Here is a 20,350-nt window from a genome sequence, read left to right on the forward strand (position 1 = left end):
ATGAAGGCTATAGAAACGATTAAAAATATCTGGAAGATTGAAGAGTTGAAGAATCGCATTCTTCTTACCCTTGGGTTGCTATTAGTATACCGTTTTGGGGCTCAGATCGTGCTTCCGGGTATTGACGCTTCTCAGCTGGCCAACCTTTCTGCTCAGACAGATGGTGGTTTGCTTGGGTTGCTTAATGCATTTACAGGTGGGGCATTTTCTAATGCTTCCGTTTTTGCATTAGGTATCATGCCGTACATTTCTGCTTCGATCGTAGTGCAACTTATGGGTATTGCGGTACCGTATTTGCAGAAACTACAGAAAGAAGGGGAAAGCGGGCGTCGCAAAATAAATCAGATCACCAGATGGTTAACCATCGCAATTACTTTAATTCAGGGACCCGGGTATATCACAAACTTATTTAGTATTCTCCCTCCTGAAGCTTTTGTAATGCAAAGTCAGGTGATGTTCATCATCTCCTCGGTAATTATCCTTACAACCGGATGTATTTTTGCAATGTGGTTGGGAGAGAAGATTACTGATAAGGGTATTGGAAATGGTATTTCACTTCTTATTATGGTGGGTATCATCGCACGTTTACCACAGTCATTCCTTCAGGAGTGGGTGTCACGTGTGACTGAATCTAACGGTGGTTTGATCATGATCTTGATTGAACTTGTAATTTGGTTTGTGATAATTCTGCTGTCGGTATTACTCGTAATGGCTGTACGACAGATTCCGGTTCAATATGCAAGAAGAACTGCCAGCGGTAGTTATGAGCGTAATGTTTTTGGAAGCAGACAGTATATTCCCTTAAAGCTAAATGCATCAGGTGTAATGCCTATCATTTTTGCTCAGGCGATTATGTTTATTCCTGGCGCGGTTATTGGACTTTCTGATTCTGATACTGCTCAGACAATCGCCGGTGAATTCACAAACATATTTGGTTTTTGGTACAATCTGGTATTTGGTTTACTGATTATCATCTTCACCTATTTTTACACGGCAATTACAGTGCCTACTAATAAAATGGCAGATGATTTGAAACGCAGCGGTGGTTTTATCGCTGGCATCAGACCGGGTTCTGAGACTGCTGAATATTTAGATCGAATTATGTCTCAGATAACCCTTCCGGGATCTATTTTCCTTGCTTTAATTGCAGTGTTCCCTGCAGTAGCAGTAAGTGTACTGGGTATGCAGCAAGGTTGGGCGTTGTTTTACGGTGGTACTTCGTTACTTATCCTTGTAGGGGTTTCGATTGATACTATGCAGCAGGTAAATTCATACTTGTTGAATAGACATTATGACGGATTGATGAAAACAGGTAAGAACAGAAAAGCAGTAGCATAATGGCAAAACAACAAGCAATAGAACAAGACGGTTCAATCATTGAAGCATTGTCTAACGCAATGTTTCGCGTTGAGCTAGAAAATGGTCATATCGTGACCGCACACATCTCGGGGAAAATGCGTATGCATTACATCAAATTATTACCGGGAGACAAAGTAAAACTTGAAATGAGCCCATACGATTTATCTAAGGCTCGTATAACTTATAGATACTAGTAAGATGAAAGTAAGAGCATCAGTAAAGAAAAGAAGCGCAGACTGCAAGATTGTACGTCGCAAAGGAAGATTATACGTTATTAACAAAAAGAACCCTAAGTTCAAACAAAGACAAGGTTAAGGATTATGGCTAGAATTGCAGGGGTAGATATCCCAAAACAAAAACGAGGTGTAATCGCTTTGACGTACATCTTTGGAATCGGAAAAAGTAGAGCTCAGAAAATATTAGCTGAAGCTGGTGTTGATGAGAACCTGAAAGTTACGGAATGGGACGATGATCAAATTGGTCGTATTCGTGACGCTGTAGGTGCCTACAAGATCGAAGGAGAACTTAGAAGTGAGGTTTCTATGAGTATCAAGCGTCTTATGGACATTGGTTGCTACCGTGGTATCAGACACCGTTCTGGTTTGCCACTTCGCGGTCAACGTACCAAGAACAACTCTAGAACCCGAAAAGGTAAGCGTAAAACGGTTGCTAACAAGAAGAAAGCAACTAAATAATAAGTAAGAATGGCAAAGCAAAACACTAAAGGCGGAGGAAAAAACGCGAAAGCTGCAAAAAGCACAAAAAAGCGTAAAGTTGTTATTGAATCTGTAGGTGAAGCTCACGTTTCAGCATCATTCAACAACATTTTGATTTCTTTGACTAATAAGAAAGGTGATGTGATCTCTTGGTCTTCAGCCGGCAAAATGGGCTTTAGAGGATCTAAGAAAAATACTCCTTATGCTGCTCAGTTAGCTGCAGAGGATGCAAGTAAAGTTGCTCACGAAGCTGGTTTGCGTAAAGTGAAAGTGTATGTGAAAGGACCAGGTAATGGTCGTGAATCTGCAATTCGCTCTATCCACAACAGCGGTATCGAAGTAACTGAGATCATTGATGTGACTCCACTACCACACAACGGATGTCGTCCACCTAAACGAAGAAGAGTTTAATTAATTTTTATATCAATCGGGGAGTACTGATTTTGCGAAGGACTAGACCTTAATTCCTTAATCACCCTAACTAATACACTATACAATGGCAAGATATACCGGTCCTAAGACTAAAATCGCACGTAAATTTGGTGAGGCGATTTTTGGAGATGATAAATCTTTTGAAAAAAGAAATTATCCTCCAGGTCAACACGGAAACAACAGACGTCGCGGTAAGAAGTCTGAATATGCAATACAGCTTCAAGAGAAGCAAAAAGCAAAATATACTTACGGAATTTTAGAGAATCAATTCCGTAATATGTTTGAAAAGGCTACCCGCGCTACCGGAATTACCGGGGTTGTTTTACTTCAGCTTTGCGAATCACGTCTTGACAATGTAGTTTTCAGAATGGGAATCGCTCCTTCTAGAAGATCTGCACGTCAATTAGTATCGCACAGACATATTACTGTTAATGGAGAGTTGGTAAACATACCATCTTACCAAATCAAAGCAGGAGATGTTGTTGCGGTACGTGAAAAGTCAAAATCCTTGACAGCTATCCAAGATTCACTTTCTAACGCAAGCCACGTTTACGAGTGGATATCTTGGAACAACGATAAAAAAGAAGGTACATTCGTTTCAGTTCCTGAGCGTATTCAGATTCCTGAAAACATCAACGAGCAGTTCATCGTTGAATTGTACTCTAAATAATAATATCAACTCTTAGAAAACAGAATATGGCATTACTAAATTTCCAAAAGCCTGATAAGGTCATAATGATCGACTCTACCGACTTTGAGGGTAAGTTTGAATTCAGACCCTTAGAGCCAGGATATGGTTTGACTGTTGGTAACGCGCTTCGAAGAGTATTGCTATCTTCATTAGAAGGTTTTGCAATCACCTCGGTACGTGTTGAAGGTGTAGATCATGAGTTTTCAACTATTGCAGGAGTTGTAGAAGATTTTACAGAAATCATTCTTAACCTGAAGCAGGTACGTTTTAAAAGACAGATCGATGAGATCGACAATGAGACCGTTACCATTTCTGTTTCAGATAAGGAACAATTAACAGCCGGTGACTTCCAAAAGTTTATCTCCGGTTTCCAAATTCTTAATCCTGATTTGGTTATCGCCAATATGGAGAAGAACGTTAGCATTAACATGGAGATCACTGTTGAAAAAGGCCGTGGTTATGTTCCTGCAGAAGAAAACAAAAAGCAAAATGCTCCGGTGGGTACCATCTTTACTGACTCTATTTATACTCCCATAAAAAATGTGAAGTATAGCATAGAAAACTATCGTGTAGAGCAGAAGACTGACTACGAGAAACTTGTTTTTGAAATCATTACAGATGGTTCTATTCATCCTAAGGATGCATTGACTGAAGCAGCAAAAACACTTATCCACCACTTTATGTTGTTCTCTGACGAGCGCATCACTCTTGAGGCAGATGAGATTGCTCAAACTGAAACTTATGATGAAGAATCGCTTCACATGAGACAGCTTCTTAAGACCAAATTGGTTGATATGGATCTTTCAGTGCGTGCACTTAACTGTTTAAAAGCTGCTGAAGTTGAAACTCTTGGAGATCTTGTTTCTTACAACAAGAATGACTTGATGAAATTCAGAAACTTCGGTAAAAAATCACTTACAGAGCTTGAAGAGCTTGTAAACGTGAAAGGTCTTAACTTCGGTATGGATCTTTCAAAATATAAATTAGATAAAGACTAGTAATGCTCCATATTTTGCTCCTCAAAAAGGGTTGAGCAAGATGGTGGCTTAAATTTAAAATGTCATGAGACACGGAAAAAAAATCAATCATCTAGGGCGTAAAACTGCGCACAGAAAATCAATGCTTGCTAATATGGCTTGCTCACTTATAGAGCACAAACGTATTAACACTACTGTAGCAAAAGCTAAAGCGCTTAAGCAGTTTGTAGAGCCTTTAGTAACAAAATCTAAAGAAGATACTACGCACAATCGTCGTATCGTAATGAGCAAATTGCGTCAAAAGGATGCGGTTGCCGAGCTTTTTAGAGATGTTGCTGTAAAAGTTGGTGATCGTCCGGGAGGATATACCCGTATCATTAAGTTGGGTAATCGTCTTGGGGATAACGCAGATATGGCGATGATTGAATTAGTTGATTATAACGAGTTATACAACTCTGGTAAGACTAAAAAGAAATCTACTCGTAGAGCAGGTAAAAAGACTTCTGCGGCAGCTGCGGCTCCTAAGAAAGAAGATGCGCCGGTTCAAGAGAAAAAAGCTTCTGATGAGGAAGAATAAGAAAATCTTTAGCATTGCATAAAGTAAAAAGGATAAGCCGTTTCGGTTTATCCTTTTTTTTATAATTATTTTTGAAAAAAATCTAACACTTTACAGGAACACGAGATGAAGTACCAGACAAACAGAAAAGCCTTAATTCTTTTAGCGGACGGAACCATTTTTTATGGAAAGTCTGTTGCCAATAAAGAGGGTACGGCCTTTGGAGAGGTATGTTTTAACACCGGGATGACCGGTTATCAGGAAATTTTTACAGACCCTTCTTACTATGGTCAGTTAATGGTTACCACAAACGCGCATATTGGTAATTATGGCGGTAACAACGAGGAGACCGAATCTGATACCGTAAAAATAGCCGGACTTATTTGCCGTAATTTCAGCTACAATTACTCCAGAAAACAGGTTGATGAATCTTTGCTTTCTTTTTTAGATAAAAACAACCTCTTCGTTATTTCAGATGTTGATACCCGTGCCCTTGTAGCGTATATACGTGATAATGGGGCTATGAATGCGGTAATCTCTTCAGATGTTGATAATATTGAAGGTCTTAAGAAGCAACTGGCAGAGGTTCCTGATATGAATGGTCTTGAGCTGGCTTCAAAGGTTTCAACAAAAGAGCCTTACTTTTTTGGTGATGAAAATGCTAAATACAAAGTGGCTGCAATTGATTTGGGGATAAAGAAAAACATCCTGCGTAATATGGCCAAGCGAGATATGTATATCAAAGTGTTCCCATATGATGCTTCTTTTGAAGAAATGAAATCTTTTGAGCCTGATGGTTTCTTCCTGTCTAATGGCCCAGGAGATCCTGAGCCGCTTAAAGAAGTAATTAAGACTGCAAAACAAATTATAGACGCAGATTATCCGCTGTTTGGTATTTGCCTGGGGCATCAGATCATTGCCCTGGCAAACGGTATCAGTACGTTTAAAATGCATCACGGTCACAGAGGAATCAACCATCCTGTTTTGAATAATCAAACCGGACGAGGCGAGATAACTTCACAGAACCACGGTTTTTCAGTAAACTACGATGAAGCTGCAAACAATCCTGATATTGAGGTAACCCATAAACACCTCAATGATAATACGGTGATGGGTTTGCGTATGAAGAATAAAAACTGTTTTTCGGTACAATATCACCCGGAAGCAGGTCCCGGTCCTAATGACGCGACCTACCTCTTTGATGAATTTATCGAGCGTATGTCAAAGCAAACAGTATAAGTCTACAAAGCCCCGTTTTATCGGGGCTTTTTTTTGATGAATATCTTCCGGAATACGAGCTTTATTGCACTTCTTCTGCTCAAACAGGTTAAAGGTGCGCGTGTTTTAAATAATTATTAAAAGACCGTTTTAGGAGCTGCTATATCTGTTAAATAGTGCAGTATTGCGTATATTGCGCATACTTAATTAACCTATCAATTTTATTAGAAAATGAGTATTATAATCAATATCCATGCACGTCAAATCCTTGATTCCCGAGGTAATCCCACAGTAGAAGTAGATGTAGTAACCGAAAATGGTGTTTTGGGCAGAGCAGCTGTTCCTTCAGGAGCTTCAACCGGTGAGCACGAAGCGGTAGAGTTGCGTGACGGTGGTAAAGATTATATGGGAAAAGGAGTTCTTAAGGCTGTAGATAATGTAAATGCTGTTATCGCTCAGGAGCTTCTTGGTGTATCTGTTTTTGAACAGAATCTAATCGATCAGACTATGATTGAGCTAGATGGAACACCCAATAAATCAAAATTAGGGGCAAACGCCATTTTAGGCGTTTCTCTTGCAGTTGCTAAAGCCGCAGCAAATGAATTAAATATGCCATTGTATCGCTACGTAGGTGGTGTTAGTGCAAACACGCTTCCGGTTCCTATGATGAACATTATAAACGGAGGATCGCACAGTGATGCGCCTATCGCATTTCAGGAATTCATGGTTATGCCGGTAAAGGCTAAAAACTTCACCCACGCGATGCAAATGGGTACGGAGATTTTCCACAACCTTAAAAAAGTATTACACGATCGCGGTTTGAGTACTGCTGTAGGTGATGAAGGAGGTTTTGCTCCAACACTAGAAGGTACTGAGGATGCTATTGAGAGTATTCAAAAGGCTGTTGAAAATGCAGGTTATAGATTTGGAGAAGAAGTAATGATCGCTTTAGACTGTGCTTCGGCTGAGTTCTACGTAGACGGAAAATACGACTATACCAAATTTGAAGGCGATAAGGGTGTTGTACGTACCAGTGAAGAGCAGGCTGAATACCTTGCTGAATTGGCTTCTAAATATCCTATTATTTCTATCGAAGATGGTATGGACGAAAACGACTGGGAAGGATGGAAGTCTTTAACCGAAAAAATTGGCGATAAAGTACAGTTAGTAGGTGATGATTTATTTGTAACCAATGTGGAGCGTCTTTCAAGAGGTATCGAGAATGGAATTGCAAACTCTATCCTTATCAAAGTAAATCAGATAGGTACACTTACCGAAACTATTGCAGCGGTAAATATGGCCCATAATGCGGGGTATACTTCAGTGATGTCTCACCGCTCAGGTGAAACCGAAGACAACACCATTGCTGACCTTGCGGTAGCGCTTAATACCGGTCAGATTAAAACCGGTTCGGCTTCGCGAAGTGATCGTATGGCAAAATACAATCAGCTGCTGCGCATTGAAGAAGAACTCGGTTCCGTAGCCTACTTTCCTAAGGAAAAGGCTTTTAAAGTAAAGTAACTCGTAAAACACCCCAATCGGGGTGTTTTTTTTGCCTTTTAAGTTTCCATTTAAATAAAAGTCATAAGCTCGGTTTATTCTTGTAAAAAATTCTTTAGTTCATATTTAAACGATTAAGTGTATATTTTTTACGATGTGAAGTATTTTATTAAAAAGAAAAAGAGTACATTCGTACATCTCAAAAGATAATTCATTTTAGATTCTTTAACCCAACAGTATCTGTAAACAGATCTGAAAATTTTGAAGTTGGGTGAAAGAGCGGTTCTGAAAACTGAAGTAAGTATCGCTCTTTTTTATCCAAACACGGAATCTAAATTTTGAAGTTGGGTGAGGGGTTTAACGATGCTTTGCAGCGTTGCCCCTTTTTTTATGTCCTAAATTTTTAGGTGTGATAGTTTCATTTTGATCGAATTTTAAAACAATACTTCCTAAATCCACAGTATTAGGCCTGATTTAAATATTTTTTAACCTTGTGGCAAGGCTTTAAACTTTAATAATCGCCGCTATTTTCGTACTTTAGCGACTCTTGAATTTTTTGATAATCAGCTAAAAATATATTAGATAATGGCAGATAATGCTAAACTTATTATAGGAGACAAATCCTATGAATTTCCAATCGTTGAAGGTTCTGAAAAAGAGCTTGCAATCGATATAGCTAGTCTTAGAGGAGTTACTGGTGGTTATACTACACTTGATCCTGGTTTTAAAAATACCGGTAGTTGTGAAAGCGCAATTACATTCCTAAATGGAGAAGAAGGTATTCTAAGATACCGCGGTTATGCTATTGAAGAACTTGCGGAAAAAGCCTCGTTCCTGGAGGTAACCTACCTCTTGATTTTTGGCGAATTACCTACACGTGATCAGTTAGAAAAATTTCACAAAGACATAAAAGAAGAAAATCACGTTGATGAGGATATTAAGAAAATCCTTAATGGTTTTCCTAAATCAGCACACCCTATGGGCGTGTTGGCCTCGTTAACATCTGCGCTTACTGCATTTAATCCGGATGCTGTAAATGTAGATTCTGAAGAAGATATGTATAATGCCATAGTGAAGCTTTTAGGTAAATTCCCGGTTTTAGTAGCCTGGACGATGCGCACTAAAATGAGCAAGCCACTTGACTATGGTGATGACAGCTTAAGCTACGTAGAGAACCTGCATAAAATGATGTTCTCTAAGCCTAACAGTGAGTATAAGCTTGATCCCGTCATTATTGAAGCTTTAGATAAATTATTGATCCTTCACGCTGATCACGAGCAAAACTGCTCTACGTCCACTGTGCGTATTGTAGGTTCTTCTCACGCTGGTTTATTTGCTTCCATATCTGCAGGTATTTCTGCGTTGTGGGGCCCACTTCACGGTGGTGCAAACCAGGCTGTTATCGAAATGCTTGAAGGTATTAAAGCAGATGGTGGTGATACTAAAAAATATATGGCTAAAGCAAAAGACAAGGAAGATCCATTCCGTTTGATGGGCTTTGGTCACCGCGTATACAAGAACTTTGACCCGCGTGCAAAGATTATCAAGAAAGCCGCAGATGACGTATTAAATCAACTGGGTGTAGAAGATGAAGTTCTTGATATTGCTAAGGGACTTGAAAAGGAGGCTTTAGAAGACGACTACTTCGTAAAACGCAAGCTGTATCCAAACGTAGATTTCTATTCGGGAATTATTTACAGAGCTTTAGGAATACCTGTAGAAATGTTTACCGTAATGTTTGCGATGGGTCGCGTACCAGGATGGATTGCCCAGTGGCGCGAGATGCGTTTGCGTAAAGAGCCTATTGGTCGTCCGCGACAGGTTTATATAGGTGAAACGCTTCGATCTTTTAAACCGATGGAAGAGCGATAGATCGCTAACTCAAAGATAACAGGAAGCGGGTTTTTGATTTCAGGTCAGAAACCCGTTTATGTTTTTATATTTACGCCAATTTTTTAAGCCATGATAAAACTGAATGTAAACGACGAAACTTCCCGACTGCGATCGGTTTTGCTTGGCACCGCCCGAAGCAATGGCGGTGTGCCTGCTTTGGATGAAGCTTACGATCCCAAGTCTATGCTTCATATCAAGCAAAAAACCTATCCCAAAGAGGAAGATATGGTACGCGAAATCGAAGCCGTTGAAGCTGTGTTTAATAAATACGGAGTTCAGGTTTTTCGCCCAAAAATCATTGAAAATTACAATCAGATTTTTGCACGGGATATTGGGTTTGTGATTGATAACGTCTTTATTAAAGCAAATATCTTACCTGATCGGGAGCAGGAACTTGACGCTATTCAGCACGTGTTAAGCCAGATTGATCCTGAGAAAATCATCAGGTTTCCTGAGGAAGCACATATTGAAGGTGGTGATGTTATGCCTCACGGCGATTATATTTTTGTGGGAACGTATCGCGGTAAAGATTATCCGGATTACATTATCGCCCGTACTAATATGAAAGCGGTTGAATACCTACAAAAGGCATTTCCGAACAAAAAAGTGGTTTCTTTTAACCTGCGAAAATCAAATACCAATGCTTATGAAAATGCTCTGCATTTAGATTGCTGTTTTCAGCCTGTAGGCGATAAATATGCGATCATTCATAAAAATGGATTTCTTGTTGAAGAGGAATATCAGTGGCTGGTTGATCATTTTGGAACTGAACATGTTTTTGAAATAACAGCTGAAGAAATGTTTAATATGAATTCAAACATTTTTTCCATCGCTCCTGATGTTGTTATTTCCGAACGCAATTTCACCCGTCTTAATGAGTGGCTTCGTTCTAAAGGCATTACCGTAGAAGAAGTGCCTTATGCTGAAATCTCCAAGCAGGAAGGCCTCTTGCGATGCAGCACGCTTCCGCTTGTACGCGAATAAAATTAGAAATACTAAAAACCCCTAATGAAACAGATTACAAATACCCTATTGATGGTGCGCCCTGCCGCATTCCGTATGAATGAGCAAACTGCGGTGAACAATTATTTTCAGGAAAAACTTGCGATAAATAATGAGGAAATCAATGCTCAGGCGCAGCAGGAATTTGATGCTTTTGTCTTAAAACTAAGAAATCACGGCATTGAAGTTTTGGTTTTACAGGATCAGAAAGAACTCGATACGCCAGACTCTATTTTCCCCAATAATTGGGTGAGCACGCACGAGAATGGTAATGTGGCCATTTACCCGATGTATGCCGAAAACCGTAGAAAAGAACGACGTGAGGAATTTTTTGAGCTACTGGAAGAATCAGGCTTTAAGATTAAGAGCGTGGTAGATTATACGGAAGCTGAGGAAGAAGGTATTTTTCTGGAGGGCACAGGAAGTATCGTGCTTGACCGCCAAAATGAGCTTGCCTATTGCGCTCTTTCGGCACGTGCTGACGAAGAGCTCTTCATCGAATTCTGTGAAGATTTTGAATATTTTCCGGTGGTTTTCAATGCTTATCAAACAGTTGAAGGCAAACGTCTACCTATATACCACACCAATGTGATGATGTGCGTGGCCGAAGAATTTTGCGTGATTTGTCTGGATACGATTGACGATAAGAAAGAGCGCAAATTAGTGATTGATCAGCTTAAAAAATCAGGAAAAGAGATCATCGCTATTTCAGAAGAGCAGATGCATCAGTTTGCCGGGAATATGCTGCAGGTTAGAAATAATCAGGGCGAAAAGTTTCTGATTATGAGTGCTAGTGCACATAACGCACTCAATACACAGCAAACCGCACAGATTACTAAGTATTGCCAAATTTTAAGCAGTGATTTACATACCATCGAAACCTGTGGTGGCGGAAGCGCTCGCTGTATGATGGCCGAAGTATTTCTGCCAAAAGCCTAATGGGTGTTCTTGTTCCAGTTTTTAAGGTTTACCAGCCATTTGTAGCCCATAATGACAATAAAAAGGCTTAAGGGAAGGGAGGTGATGATGAGCAGTTTTTGGGCTGCGACAAGAACATCGCTTTCCGGTCTGGACGCTCCAAGCAATACGAGTCCGCAGGCACTGGTAGTTAAAATGATGCTCCAGATGATGCGGTGTTTTTTTGAAGGCTCTTCTTCAGTAGTAGAAGTAAAACTGCTTAAAACATAAATGGCAGAGTCTAATGAAGTCACCAAAAAGCTGATGAGTAAAATAATCACAACAATACTCGTAAGGCCTTGCAGGGGATATTCCGCCAGGAAAATAAAAAGCGAACTGAATACATTGTCAAATTCTCCCTGGTAGTTTCCCCAGTTTTCGATGATTTCAAATGCAGAAGTGCCAAAAACGCTGAACCAAAAAAACGTGCCCAGAGATGGAATTAGCAAAGTGCCAATGATGATTTTTCGTAGGGTTCTTCCTCTTGAAATACGTGCGATGAAAATACCGGTGAATGGCGCCCAGGCGACCCAGAATGCCCAATAGTAATAGGTCCAATCTGTTAGAAAGGCTGTGCCGGGGTCGTAGTTCCCAATCGCAAGACTCATGGGAATAAAATCGATGAGGTAATGATAGGATGCTAAGCTCAGTTGCTTTAAGGTTGCGAGCATATCGCTCTGTAAAAAGACAAAGGTTAGAAGCGCAAGTGTGACGTAAATGTTCAGCGTTGAAAGGCGTTTGATTCCTTTTTCAATCCCGCTCCAGGCAGAAAGAAGCGCAAGCGCGCCAATAAGCACAACCAGGGCAATAATATAGTTTGCACTTAGTAGGCTATCTGTAAGATAATCAATACCGCCTTTTATTTGACTTGCTCCCAATCCTACCGCTGCAACCAGGCCAAAAACCGTAGTGATTATAGTGAGCTGATCTAGCGAAGCGGCTCCTATAGATTTATAAAATTTGCTTGATTTCGATATATCGAAAACCGTACTGCTTATGAGTACCGGTCGCTTTAACTTAAAAACGACCGTGCCAATGGCCAGGGCAAAAATGGCATAAAACGCCCAGGCTGTAAAGCCCCACTGATAAAAAGTAAATTCCAGTGCGAGTGTTTTAGGATCTGCGCCATTTTGTAGGGGTGGGTTTTGCTGCATAAAAACAGGTTCCTGTACTGCGCGTAGTAGAATTCCGGCACCCATACCTGCGCTGTATAGCATTGCGATCCAGGCGCCATTTGAAAACCTGGGTTTTTCTTCAGGTCTGCCTAATTTGTGGTTTCCCCACGGGGATATCGCAACAGCTATCAAAATCAGGACACAGGCTAAACCCAAAGCCAAATAGAAGGTGCCAAAATAGTGACGTACAGATAAAGAGAGCGCTTCGATAAACATGTAACTGGCTTCAGTATAGGAGTAAAAAAACACACATACGACTGCCAAGGTCAATGTCGCAATGAGAAGAGAAATATGACTGCGCAGAAAATTCACAAACGGGTTGATTTAGGTTTTCGGTTGATAATTCGCAATATTGCGAATCATGCCGCTAAAAATAAAATAGTGAAAGGGTAGCATACTAAACCAGTAGAGCCTTCCCCATAAACCTTTCGGTCTGAATGTAGCGGTTTGGTGCAGCACATTGTCTTCATCAATTTCCCAATCAAGCCAGGCCTCACCGGGTACGCGCATTTCAGCAAAAAGCAACAAACGGCGCTCCTCTTTATCGGCCAATAAAACTCTCCAGAAGTCCAGTGAGTCGCCTTCGTAAATCTCGTTGCTGTGTGTGCGCCCGCGTCTTAAACCCACACCACCCGCGATTTTGTCTATAAAGCCGCGTATTTTCCAAAGGAAATCAGCATAATACCAGCCGCGGTTTCCGCCTATAGACCAGATGTTCTCCAACGCCTGCTCCGGATTTTCAAGCTTGATGCTTTGCCGGTCTTTTAAACAACCAAATTCGGGTACCTTCACATAATGGCTGAGGTCTTTTCTAAAACGCCCGCTGACCATAGAATCTTTCCAGCTGGAGACCACCTGATTTTGTTCTATTTTTTCAAAAGCTAACTTAATCGCATCAACATAATTGATGGGTTTGATTTTGAGCAACTCCTGAAGACGGGTATCTTTAGATATCACTTCAACCCGCATACTGTCTACTAAATTGAGCGCGAGTTTGTAACTGGTTGAGGTTACAAAGTACAGCCAGTAGGAAGAAATCTTGGGGCTCATAACCGGCACGTCAATAATGGTAAGGGAAAGTTTTCGCACCCGTGCGTAAAGCAACATCATTTGTTTATAAGACAGGATATCTGGACCACCAATGTCAAACGACTCGTTGTAGCATTTTTCGTTACCCAGCACACCGGTGAGGTACTGCAGGACATTGCGTATGGCGATGGGCTGGCAGCGGGTCTTCACCCATTTGGGCGTGATCATTATAGGTAGTTTTTCGCACAAGTCCCGTATAATCTCAAAAGATGAACTGCCCGAGCCTACAATAATCGCTGCCCGCAAAACGGTCAGATTAAAATTTCCCTGATAGAGTACATCTTCCACGCGCTTGCGGGACTGCAGGTGTTTACTTAGGTTTTCTTCATTGACAATTCCGCTTAAGTACACTACCTGTTTGCAATCTGTCGCTTCAAGATAGGTATTGAAATTACGTGCAGAACGTTCCTCTTTCTCATCAAAATCAGAAGTAGAAGAGGTCATAGAATGTATGAGGTAATAGGCCGCATCTAAATCTTTCGGAAGTTTATCCGGTTGCGGGTCGTCTAAAAAATCGATCTCCACAATCTCAATTTGTTCGCGGGTTTTTGCATTTACAGACAGGCGGTTTTTATCACGAACCGCACAAACAATCTCGTGCCCCGCTTCAAGAAGGAGTGGTAGCAGGCGCATCCCGATATAGCCGTTAGCTCCGGTAAGCAGTATTTTCATAGTGGCTTTTTAATAAAGATACACATTTAAACAGGCTTTTTTAGAGATGAAAACCGCTCAAAGTAGTATCTTATGACAATTTTAAACCTAATCCTTATGAATTCAACCATGCGTACAATTACAGTGGTGGTAGGTCTTGTTTTGATCGCTCTGGGTCTTTATCAGGCTTTTGTTCCTCAACAGGTGGTAGATTTTGGTCCTCTTGAGGTATCAGCTAAAGAAGGTCTTACTACAGAGTCACTTGTGTTAATAGGCCTCGGGGTGCTTGCTCTGGTTGTCAGTTTCCTGAAGAGGAAGTAACTACAAATCTTCCGGCCCCAGAGGCAAATGCGCAGCCTTGTAATCAAGAATCTTCTTCATAAAATTATGCGTGGCTTTGTCTTTTGCTTTCGCCCGTATTTTTATAAAATACTGGTCCTTGTAAATGCTGTATTCTTCTGCCTTGCCCTTGTATAGATTGAGTTTGTAATAGGGTATAATCAGCGCAAACGACTCCAGCAAAGAACGGAAGCCCACGATGATTCCATTGGGTCGCATCTCGATATTGCAGGTATTCACATAACTGTCCAGAACCAGTAAGTTGTGAATCTCAATACTGGTGGTGGTGATAAATAGTTTAGAAGAGCCGATGCCGCGCATTTTGATGCGTTCGCGTAAGGTAAATGGCGGTCCCACGGCCTCAGTTATTTTTCGCTTGACTTCGGGATTGTTATACGAAACGTTTAAAAGCATTTTTTCTTTTAAAGATACGGCATCGCAGACAAACATAAAGATTGAAACGATCACTAGAATTTAGGAATAGGGGGCTAAATTTCTAAATGTGTATCAATTTTTAAGCTTGAGGTCTTCTCCCAAGCTAGTTTACGTATCTTTGCGGCTTCAGAAATACGACTCATGAATTTATCAGAAAAGCTTACTCAAGCCGTTAAAGACGCGGTACAGCATCTCTTTAAAGCCGAATTGGAAACCGTTGAAATTCAGCCTACCCGTAAGGATTTTGAAGGCGATCTTACCGTGGTGGTGTTTCCCATTTTGCGGGTGGCCAAAGGTAATCCTGCGGTAATTGGAGAGCAAATAGGGGCTTATGTAAAAGAACATCTTGCCGAAATTTCTGATTTCAATGTGGTTAAAGGCTTTCTAAATCTGGTGGTTGCAGATGCCTATTATCTGGATTTTTTCGAAAGTATTCGTCCTGATAAAAACTTTGGTCACAAAGCACCGGAAGGTAAAGCCGTGATGGTCGAGTACTCTTCGCCTAATACCAATAAACCCCTGCACCTGGGCCATATTAGGAACAACTTATTGGGCTATTCGGTTGCCGAAATATTAAAGGCTTCCGGTAAAAAAGTTTACAAAACCCAAATCATCAACGACCGGGGTATTCATATTTGCAAAAGTATGCTGGCCTGGCAGAAATTTGGTGATGGCGAGACGCCGGAGTCAACCGGACTTAAGGGCGATAAGCTTGTGGGTAATTACTACGTGAAGTTTGATAAAGCCTATAAAGAGGAGCAATCCTATTTAGTTGCTCAGGGTAAAACCAAAGAGGAAGCCGAAAAAGAAGCACCACTCATTCTTGAAGCTCAGGATATGCTCCGCAAATGGGAGGCAGGCGATGCTGAAGTGGTCGCCCTCTGGGAAAAAATGAACGGCTGGGTATATGCAGGTTTTGAAGAAACCTATAAAAACCTGGGTGTTGATTTTGACAGCTATTACTACGAAAGCAATACTTACTTATTAGGGAAAGACAATATTGAAGAAGGCCTTAAAAAAGGCGTGTTTTATAAAAAGGAAGACGGTTCGGTTTGGTGTGATCTAACCGAAGATGGTCTGGATGAAAAGCTGGTCTTACGCAGTGACGGTACTGCCGTGTATATGACTCAGGATATTGGTACCGCCATTCAGCGGGTAAAAGATCATCCTGATGTAGGCGGAATGATTTATACCGTGGGGAATGAGCAGGATTATCATTTTAAAGTACTTTTTTTAATACTGAAAAAACTGGGATATGACTGGGCCGAAAATCTGTATCATCTAAGTTATGGGATGGTAGATTTACCTAGCGGAAAAATGAAAAGCCGCGAAGGTACCGTGGTTGATGCCGATGATCTGGTTTCAGAAATGGCAGAAACCGCCGGAAAAATCGCTGAAGAATTAGGTAAACTTGACGGCTACAGCAATGCAGAAAAGCAGGAGCTCTACAAAACCATCGGTCTGGGGGCGTTGAAATATTACATCTTAAAAGTAGATCCTAAAAAGCGCATTCTATTTAATCCCGAAGAGTCTGTAGATTTTCAGGGAAATACAGGGCCTTTCATTCAATATACCTACGCTCGTATTCAGTCTATCTTGAGAAAGGCCGAAGAACTCAAAGTGCCGGTGACGCTTCGTTATGAAAATCTTCAACCCAAAGAAAAAGAACTCATCAAGCAAATTGCCCTGTACCCGGAAACGGTTCAGCTTGCAGCAGAAAACCACAGTCCGGCGCTGATTGCCAACTATACCTACGATCTGGTGAAGGAATTTAATTCATTCTACCAGCAGATTTCCATTTTGGGAGCAGATACCGATGCAGAGAAAAGTTTCCGCGTAGCCTTGTCAAAAAAAGTAGCAGAGGTCATTGAATCTGCTTTTGGTTTACTAGGGATTGATGTGCCCGAGCGGATGTAATTAGAAATTGATTCGCAGCGAAGCATTTGGCGTAAAACCCAGCGAATTGTTCCGAATGGCGAGCGCTCTCGTAGTATCTTCCGGATTTACGATGTAGTATTGCTGGATAGGATTTTCGGCATTGAGTACGTTTAAAGCACCCAGGGTAACTTTACCCTGAATGGGCCCGGCCTCAAAACTGTAATTTACAGAGGCATCTACACGTAAAAAATCATCCAGATTTTCAGCATTGGGCGAGGCGTAGTTTACAATACGCCCGTTACCCGAAGAGATCGTTTCTACACCCGAAATAGGAACCGTGTAAGGCCTGCCGGTATGGTAGGTGGTGCCCAGCGCGATATCCAGGTTCTTTAAGATCGAATAGTTGCCGGCTAAATTGAGAGAGTGTCTCAAATCGGTATTATTTGGGAATTTATCGGGAATTAGACTTTCGAACTGATAATCATTGGTTGAAAAGGTATAGGTGAGGTAAACGCTGTACTTTTTTTCGGTTTTATTCAAAATGAATTCAAGTCCTTTAACTTCATAGGAGCCTGAGGTTTTTATAAACTGAAACTGATTCTGAAAACCCTGGTTGGAGGCCGTTATACCATCCACATTTTTGTAAAAAGCACTTAGATCAAGCAACCAGCCATTCTTTTTAAATTCCATGCCACCCGAAAATTGCTTGCTGCGTATTAGCGGAATGTCGTTGTCGTTAGCCAAAATCCATCTACGGTTTTCAACGCCCAGAAAATCTTCTTCAAAATCAATTATTTGAGTTGCGGTCTGGTATTTAAACTCGCCCTGAGCCTTGAGGGCAACATGGGCTCCCAGTTTTTGCCTGGCGTTAAGCCGGGGCTCGAGTCTCAGTTTTTCAAACTTTTCAAAATACGAAGCTCTCAGGCCCGCTCTTAAAAAAGTTTTTGAGGATTGAAAGGTTAGATCTGTAAAGGCGCTGTGACTGCGTACCACATCTTTTTGGCGTTGGGAAAATAACGGATTACTCACACGAGTACCGTTGCGAATGCCGGTTTCGGTAAATTGGTAGCCATGCAGCCATTCCAGATTTTTACCAATCTGCTGAATACCTTTCAGTTTAATCCCGGTTTCTAGCACTTCATTTTCCTGCAGTAATTCCTGCTCCGATTCGGTAAAAAATTCGCGGGAATCAATATTGTATTTGGTCAAATAGGCATTTACAAACGTGGAATAGTTTGCAGACCAGGTTGAGCTTAAGTTTCCGCCTATGGCGATATTTTGCTGATCGAGATTGCTGGTTTTGGTAACATTTGCTGTCGCTGCATTCTGTTCTGCGTAAAAAAGTTCGTTGCTGATTTGTATAAAACTAACGCGGGCTTTGTGATTTTCATTTAAGTCTACCAAAAGTTTTGCGGTATAGTCGTAGAATTTAAAATCAGATTGGGCACCATCCTCTAAGGAGGTGTTGTTTTCGTCTTCAATCTCCGAATCCTGAAAACTGCGTTTAAAATACGCCTGATAGGTGGGCGTTTGCAGTTGGTCTGCAATAGAATGTCTGCCGGAAAGTTGCAGGGCAACGGCTTTACCTAAGGGGATTTGTATGAAAGCGTCTGCACTTAGTCCGTTAAGACCTACACCGCCGCTTATTTTGGTGCCGATCTCATTTTCGGTATTCATGCGTATGGTGCTGCTCACTCCGCCGCCGTATTCAGAAGGGGTTCCGTTTTTTATCACCGAAACTTTTTTGGTGAGATTGGGATTATAAGCCGAGATAAGTCCAAAAAAATGACCGGAATGATACATTACGATATCATCCCACAGCATCAGGTTTTCGTCCTGAGTACCACCACGTACATTGATGTTGTTGATGCTTTCGTCAATACTTTCCACTCCCGGAAGCACCTGAATGGTTTGTAAAATATCAGGATCTACCAGCCCCGGAAGTATGCCAAACTGCTCACTGTTTATAATAAACTGGTCGTCTACGCTTTTTTGCAAACCACGGGTCAAAAAACGGGAAACTACAATTTCAGGAAGCTCAAAATCCTGCAGTTTGAGATAGAGTTCTTTACAGTTTCCGCCCTGCGAAATCAAATCAGCGGCTTCTACAATTAAGCGTTCATAGCCCAAGTAGCTGATTTCAAGCTCTGCACTTGGAGCTATATCACGAAGTTGAAATTGGCCCTCAGAGCCTGAAATACCACCTTGATTGGTGCCTGTTACGCGTATTTCAGCCCCGGCTAAAACCGAAAAGTTTGTAGCATCTTTCAGGATAGCGCAGTAGCTTAGCGTGCTGGTTTTTAGCTTAAGTGCAATATAGCGATCACTTAGTTTTTCAACCTCAAGCGGACTTTTCTCCTGTATATACTCTAAAGCAAGTGTCAGGTTTTCAAAAGTAGCAGATCGTATTTTCAGGTGCTCCAGATCTTCTGTTTTGTAAGCAAATTTTACGTCAAACTGCGATTCCAGTGTATTTAGAAATGGAATGACTGCTGTTTGTTCCTGAGCTTTCAGACTCAGAAAACCGAAAAGTACGATCGCAGTGATGTAGATTTTAAGGAGCATCGGGCGAAATTTTTACCACAGCATCTTTAATCTCGTAGCTGAGGTTGAGCGGGATGCAAACCGATTGAAGCGCCAGTTGCAGGTCAGTATTGCTAAAGCCTCCTGAATACAGTTGCCTGGTGTCTACCGCAGAAGCTTCGATTTCAATATCAAATTGGCGTTGCATTTCTTCAAAAACCAGCTCAAGCGGTACAGCATCAAAAAGGCTTTCCTTGTCTAACCAGGCCGGTTTGGCATCAGTAAGACCCGTGATTTTTTCACCTGTACCATTTAAAAAACGATAGCGTTCTCCCGGTTCTAAAATAAGGCTGTCTGTCGCCCGGGTAACGCTAACCCTTCCTTCATAACAATGTACTTCAAAGTACGAATCGCGCTCTTTTACATTGAATTGCGTCCCCAAAACCTGCACATCACCCGCTGAGGTGTGAACGGTGAATTTTTTTCCTTTGGTGACCTTAAAAAAAGCTTCGCCATTCAGGTTGACTTTTCGGTTTCCGGTGTCCCAGTTTTTTTCGTTTATAGTTAAGGAACTGCCTGCGTTTAGAATGACTTCAGAGTCATCGGGCAGTTGGGTTTGAGCAATCTCGCCAAAGCCGGTTTTCGTGTCAATTCCGTCAGAGCCCAAAAAGAACCAGGTAGAGATTAGCACGGCCACCACTGCTGCAGCGGCATAGCGCACCCAGCCAAAGTTCGGTTTGATTACTTTAGGCTCTTTTTTCACCGATTGCAGACGCTTCTCAAGATCCTGATAGCTTTGCTCGGTATCCAGAAGTTCGGATTTGAGCTCCTTTGAAAAGTCGGCAATTTTAGCATAAGCCTTGTAATCTTCGGTTTTCTTGAATGCTTCCAGCTCTTCGGGCGTTAAGTCACCGTTTAACCATTTTAATATGAGCTTTTCGTTTTTCATTATTCTTGCT

At 41.4% G+C, this 20,350-nt stretch carries 20 protein-coding genes; 15 read left to right on the forward strand and 5 right to left on the reverse strand.

The window, feature by feature from the left end; genetic code table 11:
- From secY to ctlX, 13 genes are all read left to right on the forward strand, one after another.
- Entirely contained in the window at window positions 1–1,338 is a 1,338-nt protein-coding gene (gene secY, locus CJ305_RS09265) for a preprotein translocase subunit SecY (RefSeq protein WP_099645991.1), read from the forward strand.
- Window positions 1,338–1,553 carry a translation initiation factor IF-1 gene (infA, locus tag CJ305_RS09270; RefSeq protein WP_028376332.1) on the forward strand — a complete coding sequence of 72 codons (216 nt, stop codon included), beginning with the start codon at window positions 1,338–1,340 and terminating at the stop codon, window positions 1,551–1,553. Before secY ends, infA begins: the two co-directional genes overlap by 1 nt.
- Before the next feature lie 4 nt (window positions 1,554–1,557).
- Window positions 1,558–1,674 carry a type B 50S ribosomal protein L36 gene (gene ykgO / locus CJ305_RS09275; RefSeq protein ID WP_009779203.1) on the forward strand — a complete coding sequence of 39 codons (117 nt, stop codon included), beginning with the start codon at window positions 1,558–1,560 and terminating at the stop codon, window positions 1,672–1,674.
- A 5-nt stretch (window positions 1,675–1,679) separates the two neighbouring features.
- Entirely contained in the window at window positions 1,680–2,054 is a 375-nt protein-coding gene (rpsM, locus tag CJ305_RS09280) for a 30S ribosomal protein S13 (protein WP_099645992.1), read from the forward strand.
- A gap of 9 nt (window positions 2,055–2,063) precedes the next feature.
- Entirely contained in the window at window positions 2,064–2,486 is a 423-nt protein-coding gene (gene rpsK / locus CJ305_RS09285; protein ID WP_099645993.1) for a 30S ribosomal protein S11, read from the forward strand.
- An 85-nt stretch (window positions 2,487–2,571) separates the two neighbouring features.
- Complete coding sequence (gene rpsD / locus CJ305_RS09290; RefSeq protein ID WP_099645994.1) at window positions 2,572–3,177, forward strand: 30S ribosomal protein S4; 606 nt, start codon at window positions 2,572–2,574, stop codon at window positions 3,175–3,177.
- 26 nt (window positions 3,178–3,203) lie between these two features.
- Window positions 3,204–4,196, forward strand: coding sequence for a DNA-directed RNA polymerase subunit alpha (locus CJ305_RS09295; protein ID WP_099645995.1), 993 nt, complete (start codon window positions 3,204–3,206; stop codon window positions 4,194–4,196).
- Window positions 4,197–4,260: 64 nt separating this feature from the next.
- Window positions 4,261–4,752 (forward strand): 50S ribosomal protein L17, encoded by a 492-nt coding sequence (gene rplQ, locus CJ305_RS09300; protein ID WP_099645996.1) that lies wholly within the window; start codon window positions 4,261–4,263, stop codon window positions 4,750–4,752.
- 105 nt (window positions 4,753–4,857) lie between these two features.
- Entirely contained in the window at window positions 4,858–5,970 is a 1,113-nt protein-coding gene (carA, locus tag CJ305_RS09305) for a glutamine-hydrolyzing carbamoyl-phosphate synthase small subunit (RefSeq protein WP_099645997.1), read from the forward strand.
- A gap of 210 nt (window positions 5,971–6,180) precedes the next feature.
- Window positions 6,181–7,470 carry a phosphopyruvate hydratase gene (gene eno, locus CJ305_RS09310; protein ID WP_099645998.1) on the forward strand — a complete coding sequence of 430 codons (1,290 nt, stop codon included), beginning with the start codon at window positions 6,181–6,183 and terminating at the stop codon, window positions 7,468–7,470.
- 564 nt (window positions 7,471–8,034) lie between these two features.
- Entirely contained in the window at window positions 8,035–9,321 is a 1,287-nt protein-coding gene (locus CJ305_RS09315; protein ID WP_099645999.1) for a citrate synthase, read from the forward strand.
- A gap of 90 nt (window positions 9,322–9,411) precedes the next feature.
- On the forward strand, window positions 9,412–10,326 hold the full coding sequence (locus CJ305_RS09320; protein WP_099646000.1) for a dimethylarginine dimethylaminohydrolase family protein: 915 nt from the start codon (window positions 9,412–9,414) through the stop codon (window positions 10,324–10,326).
- Window positions 10,327–10,350: 24 nt separating this feature from the next.
- Entirely contained in the window at window positions 10,351–11,283 is a 933-nt protein-coding gene (ctlX, locus tag CJ305_RS09325; protein ID WP_099646001.1) for a citrulline utilization hydrolase CtlX, read from the forward strand.
- On the opposite strand, the gene CJ305_RS09330 is transcribed toward ctlX, so the two are convergent.
- Both CJ305_RS09330 and CJ305_RS09335 read right to left on the reverse strand, forming a co-directional pair.
- Entirely contained in the window at window positions 11,280–12,788 is a 1,509-nt protein-coding gene (locus tag CJ305_RS09330; protein WP_223248846.1) for a BCCT family transporter, read from the reverse strand. The genes ctlX and CJ305_RS09330 overlap by 4 nt on opposite strands.
- Before the next feature lie 12 nt (window positions 12,789–12,800).
- Window positions 12,801–14,237, reverse strand: a complete 1,437-nt coding sequence (locus CJ305_RS09335) for an SDR family oxidoreductase (RefSeq protein ID WP_099646002.1) — start codon at window positions 14,235–14,237, stop codon at window positions 12,801–12,803.
- 96 nt (window positions 14,238–14,333) lie between these two features.
- On the opposite strand from CJ305_RS09335, the gene CJ305_RS09340 reads away from it, so the two are divergent.
- Window positions 14,334–14,537 carry a hypothetical protein gene (locus CJ305_RS09340; RefSeq protein WP_223248847.1) on the forward strand — a complete coding sequence of 68 codons (204 nt, stop codon included), beginning with the start codon at window positions 14,334–14,336 and terminating at the stop codon, window positions 14,535–14,537.
- Here the strand turns inward: CJ305_RS09340 and CJ305_RS09345 are convergent, their stop codons facing one another.
- On the reverse strand, window positions 14,538–14,969 hold the full coding sequence (locus CJ305_RS09345) for a hypothetical protein (protein WP_099646253.1): 432 nt from the start codon (window positions 14,967–14,969) through the stop codon (window positions 14,538–14,540).
- 162 nt (window positions 14,970–15,131) lie between these two features.
- Between CJ305_RS09345 and argS the strand changes: the two genes are divergently transcribed.
- Window positions 15,132–16,907, forward strand: a complete 1,776-nt coding sequence (gene argS, locus CJ305_RS09350; RefSeq protein WP_099646003.1) for an arginine--tRNA ligase — start codon at window positions 15,132–15,134, stop codon at window positions 16,905–16,907.
- Here argS and CJ305_RS09355 read toward each other — a convergent pair whose 3' ends face one another.
- Together CJ305_RS09355 and CJ305_RS09360 are read right to left on the reverse strand one after the other, a co-directional pair.
- Window positions 16,908–19,433 (reverse strand): TonB-dependent receptor, encoded by a 2,526-nt coding sequence (locus CJ305_RS09355; RefSeq protein WP_099646004.1) that lies wholly within the window; start codon window positions 19,431–19,433, stop codon window positions 16,908–16,910. It lies immediately after the preceding gene.
- Entirely contained in the window at window positions 19,423–20,340 is a 918-nt protein-coding gene (locus tag CJ305_RS09360; protein ID WP_099646005.1) for a FecR family protein, read from the reverse strand. The genes CJ305_RS09355 and CJ305_RS09360 overlap by 11 nt, the downstream gene beginning before the upstream one ends.
- Window positions 20,341–20,350 lie beyond the last annotated feature (10 nt).

Source organism: Leeuwenhoekiella nanhaiensis, from assembly GCF_002744755.1.
In the GTDB taxonomy this organism is placed as follows: Bacteria; Bacteroidota; Bacteroidia; order Flavobacteriales; family Flavobacteriaceae; genus Leeuwenhoekiella; species Leeuwenhoekiella nanhaiensis.